Source organism: Vibrio sp. 1069 (genome assembly GCF_033340555.1).
In genome coordinates this window covers 145,345-157,728 of the sequence record NZ_JAWOWP010000006.1, presented here as the reverse complement: position 1 = coordinate 157,728, position 12,384 = coordinate 145,345, and the positions used below count along the sequence as shown (strand labels likewise).

General features: G+C 42.6%; 12 protein-coding genes and 1 other RNA gene. 3 read left to right on the top strand and 10 right to left on the bottom strand.

The window, feature by feature from the left end:
- Positions 1–74: 74 nt before the first annotated feature.
- The 4 genes from R7040_RS12220 to R7040_RS12205 form a co-directional block, all read right to left on the bottom strand.
- Complete coding sequence (locus R7040_RS12220) at positions 75–1,442, bottom strand: Na+/H+ antiporter NhaC family protein (protein WP_005381672.1); 1,368 nt, start codon at positions 1,440–1,442, stop codon at positions 75–77.
- 180 nt (positions 1,443–1,622) lie between these two features.
- The gene (locus R7040_RS12215) at positions 1,623–2,210 is read right to left on the bottom strand and encodes a DedA family protein (protein WP_213967874.1); all 588 of its coding nucleotides are present in this window, start codon (positions 2,208–2,210) and stop codon (positions 1,623–1,625) included.
- Positions 2,211–2,414: 204 nt separating this feature from the next.
- Complete coding sequence (locus tag R7040_RS12210; RefSeq protein ID WP_047102129.1) at positions 2,415–3,950, bottom strand: bifunctional GNAT family N-acetyltransferase/carbon-nitrogen hydrolase family protein; 1,536 nt, start codon at positions 3,948–3,950, stop codon at positions 2,415–2,417.
- 120 nt (positions 3,951–4,070) lie between these two features.
- The gene (locus tag R7040_RS12205; protein ID WP_213967875.1) at positions 4,071–4,949 is read right to left on the bottom strand and encodes a LysR family transcriptional regulator; all 879 of its coding nucleotides are present in this window, start codon (positions 4,947–4,949) and stop codon (positions 4,071–4,073) included.
- 398 nt (positions 4,950–5,347) lie between these two features.
- Here R7040_RS12205 and R7040_RS12200 point away from each other — a divergent pair, with 398 nt between their 5' ends.
- Entirely contained in the window at positions 5,348–5,911 is a 564-nt protein-coding gene (locus R7040_RS12200) for a porin family protein (protein WP_005381668.1), read from the top strand.
- 683 nt (positions 5,912–6,594) lie between these two features.
- Here the strand turns inward: R7040_RS12200 and R7040_RS12195 are convergent.
- The 3 genes from R7040_RS12195 to smpB all read right to left on the bottom strand — a co-directional run bounded on the left by R7040_RS12195 (position 6,595) and on the right by smpB (position 8,526).
- A complete protein-coding gene (locus R7040_RS12195) occupies positions 6,595–7,080 on the bottom strand; it encodes a DUF6795 domain-containing protein (protein ID WP_064377308.1) in 486 nt (161 codons plus the stop codon).
- 526 nt (positions 7,081–7,606) lie between these two features.
- Positions 7,607–7,974: a transfer-messenger RNA gene (ssrA, locus tag R7040_RS12190) on the bottom strand.
- Positions 7,975–8,040: 66 nt separating this feature from the next.
- Positions 8,041–8,526 carry an SsrA-binding protein SmpB gene (gene smpB, locus R7040_RS12185; RefSeq protein ID WP_005381642.1) on the bottom strand — a complete coding sequence of 162 codons (486 nt, stop codon included), beginning with the start codon at positions 8,524–8,526 and terminating at the stop codon, positions 8,041–8,043.
- A gap of 119 nt (positions 8,527–8,645) precedes the next feature.
- Between smpB and R7040_RS12180 the strand changes: the two genes are divergently transcribed.
- Positions 8,646–9,089, top strand: coding sequence for an SRPBCC family protein (locus R7040_RS12180; protein ID WP_005381641.1), 444 nt, complete (start codon positions 8,646–8,648; stop codon positions 9,087–9,089).
- Positions 9,079–9,438, top strand: coding sequence for an RnfH family protein (locus R7040_RS12175; protein ID WP_005381640.1), 360 nt, complete (start codon positions 9,079–9,081; stop codon positions 9,436–9,438). Before R7040_RS12180 ends, R7040_RS12175 begins: the two co-directional genes overlap by 11 nt.
- Before the next feature lie 101 nt (positions 9,439–9,539).
- On the opposite strand, the gene bamE is transcribed toward R7040_RS12175, so the two are convergent.
- From bamE to recN, 3 genes are all read right to left on the bottom strand, one after another.
- Complete coding sequence (gene bamE / locus R7040_RS12170) at positions 9,540–9,899, bottom strand: outer membrane protein assembly factor BamE (RefSeq protein ID WP_017820585.1); 360 nt, start codon at positions 9,897–9,899, stop codon at positions 9,540–9,542.
- A 242-nt stretch (positions 9,900–10,141) separates the two neighbouring features.
- Positions 10,142–10,624 carry a GNAT family N-acetyltransferase gene (locus tag R7040_RS12165; protein ID WP_258470397.1) on the bottom strand — a complete coding sequence of 161 codons (483 nt, stop codon included), beginning with the start codon at positions 10,622–10,624 and terminating at the stop codon, positions 10,142–10,144.
- A 21-nt stretch (positions 10,625–10,645) separates the two neighbouring features.
- Complete coding sequence (recN, locus tag R7040_RS12160; protein ID WP_005383750.1) at positions 10,646–12,310, bottom strand: DNA repair protein RecN; 1,665 nt, start codon at positions 12,308–12,310, stop codon at positions 10,646–10,648.
- Positions 12,311–12,384 lie beyond the last annotated feature (74 nt).

Genomic DNA, 12,384 nt, shown 5'->3' with positions numbered 1-12,384 from the left:
ATCTGCTCGCGGAAAAGAAAAAAAGAAGAAAGGAAAGTAAAAAGGCTCCATCGGAGCCTTTTCGGTATTTGTCGTTAGTTCTCAGTTTGCGCTACAGGTTGACGAGCGGGATGTTTGATAAACACCGCGACAACAGCCGCTATCGCTAATGCAAAACAGTAGTAAGAATTGGCAACTACTTCAAGTGGCGAGAGGTTGAATACGGAACCTAGCAGCAGTACTTGAGCACCGTAAGGCAACACGCCTTGCACCACGCATGAGAAAATGTCTAACAAGCTTGCTGAGCGGCGAGGAGAGACATTATTCTCTTCCGCCAGTTGGCGAGCAACGCTGCCCGATACAATGATGGCTACGGTGTTGTTTGCCGTACAGCCATTGACCATTGATACCAAACCTGCAATACCTAGCTCGCTTGCACGACTGTTCGCATGCTTAGAGTGACTAGAGCCAAACGCGTGGATAAGGCTACTAACGAAATTTGTTAGAAAAGCAAGACCACCTTGGCGACGCATCAGTTCACTCAAACCACCAATCAGCATGGATAACAAGAAGATCTCTTGCATGTTACCAAAGCCTTTGTATACGTCTTGGGCTAGATTAGTCAGTCCGTAATTGTCAATCGATGCCAAGCTCACGCCGCCAGCCAAAAGAATGCCAATCGACAGAACCACAAACACATTTACACCAGATACCGCTAGGATCAAAATAGTGATGTACGGCAAGACTTTTAGCCACTCAATATCGCCAGTTGCAGGCACTTGAGTCGCGGTACTGTTGAAAGCGAACACTGCAATCGCGATCAACGCCGCAGGTAAAGCAATACGAATGTTCTCTTTAAACTTGTCTTTCATCTCACAACCTTGAGAGCGTGTCGCCGCGATGGTGGTGTCAGAGATGATAGAAAGGTTATCACCAAACATAGCGCCGCTCAGCACAACGCCTGCGGTTAACGGTAAGCTCATTCCTGCTGATTCAGCAATACCCAACGCTACGGGGGCAACGGCTGCGATGGTACCCATCGAAGTCCCCATTGCTGTTGCGATAAAAGCAGAAATCAGAAAAATGCCCGGTAAAATCATGCTGGTTGGAATAGCGGATAAACCAAGGTTCACTGTTGCATCAACACCGCCAGAGGCTTTTGCTACCGCAGCAAAGGCACCTGCAAGCAGATAGATCATACACATTGCGATGATGTCTGGGTGGCCAACACCACGCATGAAGTGTTCGATTGAGCGGTTAAGTTTCTCTTTACTTAAAAGAAACGCAATGATGATGGCTGGTAATACCGCGATGGGTGCAGGCAGCTGGTAGAAGGCAAATTCCACGCCTTGCAAAGATAAGTAAGTGCCTACGCCAATAAATAGCGCAAGGAATACAATTAATGGGATCAGTGCGACCGCAGACGGTGCAACTGTTTTAGTTGTTTGTTGGGAACCGGACATGTAAACGACAATGTTAATGATAAGAGAGAAGAGCAGACTAATATCACATTTACGCATTGTCAACGTCTAGACGTCTAAATGGCTGTTTAAATTTTACACGTAAAGAAAAAGATAAAAGCTCGTGTTGCGTATCTCACTGATACCACGAGCTTTAGTTATGCGCTAATGAAGAGACTGTCGTTATTGCATTGATTTGGCTTTTTTGCGTTTAACAATACCTAAAACCATCCACGTAAATAAGACAGCAGCAAATGCCCATACCAGATATTTGTATTCGGTGTACAGGTTGCTCAACACGCTTAAATGTTCAAATGCAAAGCGAGTTAACAAGCTGAATACCAATACCCAAACCGTCGCCGCGAGGGCGTTACCGAGCAAAAACTCTCTACGTGGCATTTTCGCGATACCGCATGCAAGAGGCATAAATTGCTTCATTCCTTCAATAAAGCGGCTGACCACCAAGCACGTAGGGCCGTATTTCTGGATAGTCAATTGAAGCGTTTGCATCTTCGGGCCGGAAATGTAGCCTTTTTTATCTAACCACCCCTCAAAGTAATAACCGATTAAGTAGCCACAGGTATTACCAAAAAAGCAGCTCAGCCACGATACCATCATTACCATACTTAGGTTCATGACTTGTTCTGACGAGAGCAAAGATGCCGCGATCATCAGTGATTGACCAGGCATCGGGATACCTATCCCTTCTAGAAATATACTGACAATCAGCGCAACGTAGCCGTATTGCTCAAGCAAAGGCTTCATTGACATGAGAAGTTCGTTAATATGTTCCAAAAGCTTTCCCCTAATAAAAGCGGAACGAAGTTGGAGTGATACTCCGAATGTCCTATTGGGTCAATTCTTGTTTCTCACCGTTGAGAAAAACTGACATGCCTCTGATAATTGCGCAGAATCAACCTGCAGCTGGCTTTACTCGCCGCCACGCTCTTTGGTAGCGGCGAACTAGGGAGATCCTTATGACTCTTTGGCTTTGGTGAATGCGCCATACAAATCAAGGCGGCGATGACGTAAGTTGGTGACAGAGCCTTCGGTATTAAGCTGTTTCAACTTAGTCAAATCAACATCAGCGAAGATTATCATTTCGGTGTTGGCGCTTGCTTCTGTCAAGGTCGCATCGTGTGGGAAATAGATATCCGACGGTGAGAATACGGCAGATTGTGCGTACTGGATATCGACATTATCAACACGAGGTAAGTTGCCGACACTGCCCCCAATTGCAACGTAGCATTCGTTTTCGATGGCTCGTGATTGGGAACAGATTCGTACTCGTTGGTAGCCATTTTTTGTGTCTGTCCAGAAAGGAACGAACACAATTTGTGCGCCTTGCTCGGCGAGCATTCTTCCCAACTCTGGGAACTCGCTGTCATAACAAATCAGTATGCCGACTTTGCCTGCATCGGTTTCGAACACCTGAACATTGTCACCACCGTCGATCACCCAGTCTTTTTGCTCATGGGGCGTGATGTGAATCTTATATTGAGCGTTTATTTCACCATCTCGTTGCAGTAAGTAGGCCACATTATACAACTTGCCATCTTCGATGACGGGCATACTGCCAGCAATAATGTTGATGTTGTAGGTGACTGCCATCTGCGAGAAGCGGTTTTTGATCTCTTCTGTAAAGCTAGCCAAAAAGCGAATTGCTTCGACGGAATTTTGGTCGTTTTGCAAGCCCATCAGCGGCGCGTTAAAGAATTCAGGGAATAGGGCGAAATCGGCTTTGTAGTTCGCAAGAGAAGAAATGAAGAACTCAGCCTGATCGAGCAAGTCCTCTAAGTCATTCATGGCGCGCATTTGCCACTGCACAACACCAATACGAATCAGCGTTTTTTCTACATCATGTACGGATTGAATATCCTCTTCGTAGAAGAAGTTATCCCACTCCAGCAGAGTTGCGTAGCCTTTAGAAGCACTATCCTCTGGCAAGTAACCACGCATAATACGTTTGACATCGAAGTCGTTTGCAAGCTGAAAAGACAAAATAGGATCGTGAAGCTCACGGCGTTTTATCTTGTCGATGTATTCAGCCACGCTCAGTTCGTCAGCATATTTGTGGTAATTCGGGATGCGACCACCGGCTAAAATTGCTTTGAAATTCTTACTCCGGCAAAGTTCTTTACGCGCATCATACAGACGGCGACCTAAACGCAGCCCACGGTAGTCCGGGTGAACAAATACATCGAGACCATACATGGCGTCACCGGTCACTTGGTTTTGGATGACGTTGTTCTCGGTGATGATGTCGGTGTACAGGTGAGGAAGTGAAAACCGGTTGTAGTCCACTTTGATTGTTAGCGCTGCGCCGACAATTTTTCCGTTATCCTCAATACAGATTTGGCCATCAGGAAACTGATGAATGAGATCCATAATAGTCAGCCGTGGCCATGAGCCGCCAACATCAGGAAACACTAAGTCCATTAGTTCTGCAAGCTCAGGGTAATCCGTTGGCTCAATGGTACGTAATGAGAGTTTGGGCGAATTGCTGTCCATATCTTTCAATCCATTTATCCTTTTGAAACAGTGTTAATGAGAATGCCACAATTTGGAGCAGACAGATACTGAAGTCTTTGAGTTGTTTTGGTTTACCAAAAGCATTTCAAGAAAACAATATTAGCTTAGTTTGCTCTTCAACCATTCGTAAAACGCCGCCACTTTCTTAGCCGATAGGCGATAATTCGGGATCATCACGTAATAACCATAACCACTCTGTAAAGTTAGGTTGAGAATATGTTGGATATCCCCTCTTAAAATAGAATTCTGCGCCATAAAATCAGGAAGTAAGGCGAGTCCTTTTCCCATTTTGACGGCTTCGTAAGCTAGGTAAAAATGTTCAAAGCCTACAGAGTGATAGGTAACGGTTGATTCTACTGCATGTGCCGCCTTAAATTGCTCCCACAACTGAGGACGAGTGATTTGAGGTATCAGCGGATAGTCGCTAACAGCGTGCACATTCTTGAGTGCAGGAGCGTTAGTACCGACCAATAGTAGTATTTCTTCGCATAGTAAGTGGCTGTATTCATAATGCGTGGATAATGGAAGGCAGCGAATATGTAAGTCACTTTCGTTGCTCGAATCTTTGACGTTCCCATCCCCAGTACAGACTCTTACTCGGATGTTAGGATGTTGCTGGTGGAAGTCATCAATATTAGGTATCAACCAAAGACTGGCAAAAGAAGGGGTTACGTCCACGGTGAGTAATTCTTGCTTTGAATCTGACTGGATTAAGTTGGCAGTTGCATGCTGAATAAGCTCCAAAGCTTCTGTGACTTGCGGCAGATAACGCTTGCCTTCTTCGGTTAACTCAATACCACTCGCCCCTCTTTGTATTAAAGGTAAACCCACCAATTGCTCCAGCGATGCGATTTGTTTGCTTACTGCGCTTTGCGTAATACATAGTGCATCCGCTGCTTTAGAGAAACTGAGGTAATTAGAGACCGCGACAAACGTCCTTAATGCTCGAATAGAAGGGTATTCACTGCCTTTTAACATACTTCAGTTCCATTAAACTCTGCTTAGGCAAAGAGTAGAATATTCATGGCTTGAAGCAAAGTAAGATGCAACGTATGTGTGATTAGCTTCCTTTCTTATAAAAACTAGCTAAGCATTTTTTGACTGATTAATCTATAAGAGTATTTTAGATGTTTATTTAATTTCTTTGAAAAATCTACAAATTAACAAGAATCTTTTTCACATCAGCGATTAACCTCAATTTAATATTGTTTATATAAAGTAAACAGACAGCTCTTTTTTTCTATTTTTGTTCGGCGATCTTTAGAGGATTGTCAGTATTCTATAAAATTAAATATATTTTTCATTAATTTAAAGTTGGCATTGCATTTGCTCTTTACTATTCGAACCTTCAATGGAACTTATATTAGGAGAACGAAATGAAAAGCAATGTTGTTACTTTGATTAGCCTTTTTTCTTTAGCAACGTTTAGTACTTTATCACATGCTGCGGACTCCAACGATCATGGTGTGTATGTTGGCGCCAACTACGGTTACTTAAAAGTTGATGGACAAGATGACTTTGATGATGACAGCGATGTTATTCAAGGTTTAGTTGGTTACCGTTTTAATCCTTACTTAGCGTTGGAGGGTGGTTACATTGATTTCGGTAGCTATGGTAATAACCTAGCAAATGCCGAAACGGACGGCTATACCGCGGCTCTAAAAGTTACCGCTCCCATTGCTGATCGTGTCGACCTTTACGCAAAAGGCGGTCAAATGTGGTACTCGACGGATTACAACGTTGCGGGCTTCCAAGGCAACAAAGATGATGAAGGTGTATTCGCTGGTGCCGGTGTGGGTTTTAAAGTTACTGATAACTTCTTAGTTAACGCAGAATATATGTGGTACGACGTAGAACTCAATGCGGAGAATGTCGCGAACGGTGCAAACACGGAAACAGACTTTAACCAAGCATCACTAGGTGTAGAGTATCGCTTCTAATATAGTTAGCCGTGCTGGACTCAATAAAAGTGCGAAGCAAAATAGCTTCGCACTTTTATTATTTATCATTCAAATAATTTAAGACCGATGAAGCGTATATATAAAACGATGGCTAATTTATTTTATTGTTACTCCAGGGTATTTAATACGTTACTAGCATGACTGTCTAGCCTTTTTACTAACCTTGAAAAACAAAGCTTTATTGCTCTACAAGTAATATTAGATAGGTTAATTTCCGCATTGCCTGACATTACATTTATGTGGCCTATAATACCGCGTACGTGTTCGTTACGTTCATTTTTTAGCTCTGAAATTAGCTAATTGAACCCAAGTAGCAAGGCCTACGGTCGCATCTGTTGTATTATATGACCCAGACCTGAAATTCTTAGTAAAGTCAAAGTTGAAGAGACTATTTTACTTACCCAACCATCAGTCATCCGAGCGTTATATCTATTGTTGAAGTCAAGAAATACGTTGCGTTCTAGATAAGTTTAAGGCTTAGATTGTAGTGCCGATCACTCATTACTTGTAGCGTTATTGACATAACCCGGAACAGATTTTTTTCTAGTCCATGAGCGTGGAAGTCGATACCAGAACCTCCTTCTAACCGATACTCAATGCCCCCGTGAATGAATGGCCAAAGAGGAGACATAGGAACTGGAGTTGCATCATGAGTGCATTATTTAATTTCCATACAAGTCAGAGTCTATATAACCAAATAAGTTACATTGGCTGTTCACGTAGTAGTCATCGTTTTCTTCATCATCAATTGAAAAAGCAAAGTACTTAAGAGGGTTCTCAGTGTCACAAGCAAGGTTAGCCATGTTATTTTTTACGTAATCCTCTATTTTATAACCATCAAAGCTTCCTTCCCAAATAATAGTACTTTCATCATTGCTGAGTTCTGCGACTAAAACAATAGTTACATAGTGTTCAATAAGAGGAGTGCTTATGATGTTTTTATTTTCATAGACTGGAGAAAACTCAAAGCGACCAGTACTGTCTGTGAATGTTGATAAGTCTATTGATTTCCCTGACGTGCTTAAACCAATACTAAGGCTAACCTTCAGACTACTAAGGGGTTTTCCTTTCTTTGTTAACACACCATTGATTTGCGGTGTGTATTGATTAACGTGTTCGTCATTCAATTTACTTTCTTCAAAATTCATTACAATGCTCACTAATATGACTGTAATAATTCCAGCAACTTAATTTTTCACAACAATATTTTCATTTTGAAATTTAAAAATCTATATATGTTGTGTTTCTGTTCAATATCTAAGGTTACTTTGTGATTAGAGTTACATTATTTTTTGTAACTACTGTTTGTAGTCATTACATCTATAGAGTTGTAATGAAACAAGCGAGTAGGGACTAACAATGAATACATCAATCAATTCATCGAGGGAGATGAGTATAGACTTTAGACTTAGATCTAGTTATCTCTTAGAAAGGATAGGTAAGCAGAAGACTTTTAAGTTACAGGGCTTTTAGTACCATGCTCTCTGCCTTTTTGATTAGTACTTATGAACTTCTTGTTTACTGATTAATACTCAACGAGTTTGTAAACCTACATGGGCCAAAGGTATGCGGTAATCCATGTAGTAAGATTTCAGAAAGCATGAATGTTTGAAAAAAGAGACTATTTTAGTTGATACAAAAAAGGCCACCCGAAGGTGGCCTTTTCCAAACGTTTGGTGGAGCTGGCGGGAGTTGAACCCGCGTCCGAAAACCGTTCATCATTGGTACTACATGCTTAGTCGATCTTTAATTTCGCCACCCACCTGCGAACCGACACGCTAATGAATGACTAGCCTGAATTAAAATTCGCCGTTCATCTCTCAGGCGGGAGAATCCGGGCTAGCGCGTTTGGGTTTGATCCCTCGTTATTCCCCGTCTTACGTGCGGAAGCTAGGGCGAGAGAGCTCTTAGCAGGTTATTAAGCTGCTAGTGCGTAGTTTTCGTCGTTTGCGACTATTTTTTTGCGGTTTGTTAACGAGGCCTACCGCACCTCGGCATGCACCTCAGACTTCTGAATTCCCGTCGAATCCTAAATCAGCCCCAGGTAATATTCGCATAGTAACAGAAAAGCATTGGCTGTCCAGTACTATGCGTTTAAGTGGTCAAGATTAACGCAGCGCGCTCTTCATTACGCGTGCTTTTTCTCTTGCCCAGTCTTTTTCTTTTAGATCCGTACGTTTATCGTGCAGCTTTTTACCTTTTGCTACGCCAATTTTTAGTTTCACCCAAGAGCGAGACCAGTACAGTGAGAGGGCCGTTAATGTCATACCTTCACGGTTTACACGTCCGAATAGGTTATCCAGCTCACGACGACTCATTAGTAGTTTACGCACACGTGTAGGGTTCGCCACAACGTGTGTCGATGCCTGATTTAAAGGAGTGATTGTCATGCCACTCACAAAGGCTTCACCGTCACGCATAAATACGTAACTTTCAGAAATATTGGCTTTACCTTGGCGAAGGGCTTTCACTTCCCAACCTTGGAGCTCCAAGCCAGCTTCGATTTCATCATCGATGAAATACTCGTGGCGAGCTTTTTTATTCAGCGCGATAGTATTGCTACCCGCTTTTTGTTTCGTTTTTTTCTTTGCCATAATAGCGTCATTATACGGGTTGGATATCGGATAGGAAATCCTTTTATTTGCGCAATCATGGAATAAAAGTAAAATTGGCGAGTAGCTTTAAATCTGTACATGTATCGATAGGAGTATGTATGAAGCAAGTCAGCCGTTCTGCGCTTGTGTCTTTTAGCGCCGAACAGATGTTCAATCTGGTTAATGATGTTGCTAAATACCCTGAATTTCTGCCTGGTTGCTCGGGCTCTAGAATCATTGAGTCTTCGGGGAATGGTATGGTGGCTTCTGTCGATGTGGCGAAGGCTGGAATCAGCAAAACGTTTACGACTTCAAATGAGTTGATCCCCGGTCAGGCAATTATGATGAACTTGGTGGATGGCCCGTTTAAGACGTTGCGTGGTGGTTGGATTTTTACCGCGCTAGATGAGCAAGCTTGCAAGGTTGAACTAAAGCTTGAGTTTGAATTCTCAAGTAAAATGATTGAGATGGCCTTCGGTAAGATTTTTAACGAGCTTACTAGTAATATGGTAAATGCATTTACTAAACGCGCAAAACAGGTCTACGAGTGTTATGAGTATTGAGTCAGATATGATTCACGTTGAGGTTGTCTATGCTCTTCCTCATGAACAGCGTGTATTTAACTTAGTGGTAAATAATCACGCAACGGTAGAAGAGATCATTCGACAATCCGGTGTATTGGAGTTGTACCCTGAAATTGATTTGTCCAAGAACAAAGTGGGTGTGTTTAGTCGTAACGTGAAGTTAGATGCGACCGTTCGAGATCGAGATCGAATAGAGATTTATCGTCCGTTACTCGCCGATCCGAAAGAGATTCGCCGTAAACGGGCGGAGCAGGCTAAAGCCGAGGGGAGTGCAGACCCAGTCACCGGTGGCAAGCCTAGTTCTGTACGTAAAAATAAGCAGGATTAATATAAACCCAATAGCTCATGTGAGTTACTCAAAGTTTGACTAACGTGATTTCTATATAATAAAAAACCTCCCAAACGGGAGGTTTTTTTGCAAAAGTCAGTTTACTGAATTTGCTCGTAAAATGCGTCACTTTTTGGAAAGTCACCACTGATGTCTGCGAGTGTGCCTTGGTCATTAAAGTTTACAATCAGATCTTTCTGTACTGGTTCGCCATGGCCAGGAGTATGATGATAGATGTAATACCAAGTGTTTGGATAGCCGTTTTCAATAAGCATTGGCGACCCTAATACGAAGCGAACCTGTGCTTTAGTCATCCCAAACTTTAATTTATCAACCGCACTTTGTTCTACATAGTTGCCTTGGTTGATATCAATACGATAAACCAGTCTTTCCAATACCGAACATCCTGTCAGCAATGTCATTGCTAATGGTACGGCAACTAACCACTTCTTTAATTGCATAATAATTTCTTAGTAACCTTTAAAATACTGCGCTGATAATAAACAAGCTCGACGCAGATGTAAAAAGCTATGCGTCGTATGGTAGACAATCTGACAACGAATTTTGAGTTGAGTTGCATTTATTCACCGATATTAGGCGGTAAATGTCACCACATGACGTATTAGTTAGGTGACGAAGAGCAAATTTCAATCGGAAGTAGGGTGATGGACGCTTTCAGCGGTGAGCAAAGCCTAGTGACTCGTTAGTCGGTTTTGGCGAATTCGCGTAATGCATCACCTGAAAAACGATAATACTCTTTTTCATGAATTAGTGTTGCACCAATTGAGCGGTAAAACTGACCTGCGGTAGGGTTACTACTTTCAGCTGTCCAGTCCAACCTTTGGCATCCAAACTTGATCGCCAAAGATGCCAGATACTTCATTAACTTGAGACCAACCCCTTTTCCTCGAACCTTCGAAGATACGAACAGATCTTTTAAGTACATCTGCCCTGAGAGTTTTGGGGCAGGGAACATGACGGTATAAGATGCAAAGCCTACGACGTCATCATTATCGTAAACCGCAATGATATTAACACCAGAATGTTCAGAGAAGACTTGGCTCTTTAGATAATGGACCAGATCGTGTTTTGATGAAGCTTTTTCTTTGAAGTAGTAATGTTCTAACTCAATAAAAATAGGGATGAGATCTAAGCAGTTGGTTTTGTGTATTGCTCTGATATCCATTTCTCATCCCTTGTCGATTTATTAAGCGGCGATAAGCAGTTCTTTTGCGTTTGCCAACGTTGAGTCGGTTATTTGACTACCCCCAAGTAAGCGAGCTAATTCTGCCACACGTTGTTGTTCATCTAATGCGTGCATTTGGGTTTCGGTTTGGCCTGCTTTGGTTTGCTTAGCAACAAACATTTGTTGATGGCCGCATCCGGCAACTTGAGGGAGGTGAGTGACACACAATACCTGAGTAGATTCGCCAAGCTTGCGTAGCATTTTGCCCACTACGGCAGCTGTTGGGCCACTAATACCTACGTCCACTTCATCGAAGATTAAACTTGGTGTATCTACTTTCTGAGCGGTGATCACTTGGATAGCTAGAGAGATACGTGATAGCTCACCGCCTGACGCAACTTTTGCTATAGGTTGCAATGGTTGTCCCGGGTTGGTCGATACTAAGAAGCACACGCTGTCCATGCCAAGCGGCGATGGGTGCGTGTTGTCATTGCTAACTTCGATACTGAATACTGCTTTCTCCATGCTCAATTCGTGCATGCTTTGTGTGATCAGTTTGTTCAGTTCTTTTGCGTAACGGCTGCGTGATTTGTGCAGTTTTTCTGCTTGTGTTAGAAAGCTTTGGTACTTGTGTTCTACTTCTTGAGCAAGTTCATCTAAACGTTCATCGGAGCAATCTAACGCTTCTACTTGGGCCAGAAGATCTTGATGATGCTGGTAGAGTTCTTCTGGCATTACGTGGTGTTTACGAGCTACAGACATCACTTTAGAAAAACGTTCTTCTACATAAGCCATACGAGCTGGATCAACATCGATGCCATCTAAGTAGCTGCGTAATTCATTCTTCGTTTCTTCAAGTTGAATCATCGCTTCTGACAGCATGTTAGGTAGCTCAGATAGCTTTTCATCTAATTCGGCTAATTGAATTAGGGAGTGATTGGCCGATTGCAAAATACCAAGCGCATTGACTTCTTCACCTTCGTAAATAAGTTCGATGGCTTGCTGACAGGTAGTGGCGAGTTCACCACTGTTGGATAGTCGTTTATGCTCTTGCTCGAGCTCTGCAAATTCTTCTTCACCTAGCGATAACTCATTCAGTTCTTTGATTTGGTATTCAAGCAACTGTTTTTGCGCCTGGTTTTGCTGGCTATTTTCTTTTAGCTGCTTGAGGTTATTATCCGCCTGACGCCAATGCTGGTAAGCACTTCGTGTGCTTTTTAGTAGGTTTAAATGCCCAGCATATTGGTCGAGCATGGCCATTTGGTGCTCACTTTTCATCAATTGATGATGAGCGTGCTGCCCATGGATATTGATAAGTAGCTGCCCTAGAGATTTGAGTTGTGATAGTGGAACAGGGCTGCCATTAATGAAGGCTCTTGAGCGGCCTTCTTTTGTGATAATACGACGCAAAATACACTCACTGCCATCTAGCAGATCGTTATCTTCTAACCAACGTGTTGCATGTAAGTTGTTGTCCAATAAAAAAGCGGCGCTAACTTCGGTTTTCTCTTCACCTTGTCGCACCATGCCGGCATCGGCTCGTCCGCCTAAGCAGAGCCCTAAAGCATCGATAGCAATGGATTTACCCGCGCCTGTTTCACCTGTAATGGTGGTCATGCCCTTAGAAAGCTCGAGTTGTAAAGACTTAACAATCGCAAAATTATTAACACTTAGATGAGCCAGCATTTTATTTACCTGTATAACTGAACAATACTGTATAAGAGAACAGTATATACTGTTTCTTTATACAGTAAAGTCAG

Excerpts from the sequence above, each read along its gene's own strand:
- R7040_RS12220 (WP_005381672.1), bottom strand. The coding sequence starts at position 1,442 with ATGTCCGGTTCCCAACAAACAACTAAAACAGTTGCACCGTCTGCGGTC.
- R7040_RS12215 (WP_213967874.1), bottom strand. The coding sequence starts at position 2,210 with ATGTCAATGAAGCCTTTGCTTGAGCAATACGGCTACGTTGCGCTGATT.
- R7040_RS12210 (WP_047102129.1), bottom strand. The coding sequence starts at position 3,950 with ATGGACAGCAATTCGCCCAAACTCTCATTACGTACCATTGAGCCAACG.
- R7040_RS12205 (WP_213967875.1), bottom strand. The coding sequence starts at position 4,949 with ATGTTAAAAGGCAGTGAATACCCTTCTATTCGAGCATTAAGGACGTTT.
- R7040_RS12200 (WP_005381668.1), top strand. The coding sequence starts at position 5,348 with ATGAAAAGCAATGTTGTTACTTTGATTAGCCTTTTTTCTTTAGCAACG.
- R7040_RS12195 (WP_064377308.1), bottom strand. The coding sequence starts at position 7,080 with ATGAATTTTGAAGAAAGTAAATTGAATGACGAACACGTTAATCAATAC.
- smpB (WP_005381642.1), bottom strand. The coding sequence starts at position 8,526 with ATGGCAAAGAAAAAAACGAAACAAAAAGCGGGTAGCAATACTATCGCG.
- R7040_RS12180 (WP_005381641.1), top strand. The coding sequence starts at position 8,646 with ATGAAGCAAGTCAGCCGTTCTGCGCTTGTGTCTTTTAGCGCCGAACAG.
- R7040_RS12175 (WP_005381640.1), top strand. The coding sequence starts at position 9,079 with ATGAGTATTGAGTCAGATATGATTCACGTTGAGGTTGTCTATGCTCTT.
- bamE (WP_017820585.1), bottom strand. The coding sequence starts at position 9,899 with ATGCAATTAAAGAAGTGGTTAGTTGCCGTACCATTAGCAATGACATTG.
- R7040_RS12165 (WP_258470397.1), bottom strand. The coding sequence starts at position 10,624 with ATGGATATCAGAGCAATACACAAAACCAACTGCTTAGATCTCATCCCT.
- recN (WP_005383750.1), bottom strand. The coding sequence starts at position 12,310 with ATGCTGGCTCATCTAAGTGTTAATAATTTTGCGATTGTTAAGTCTTTA.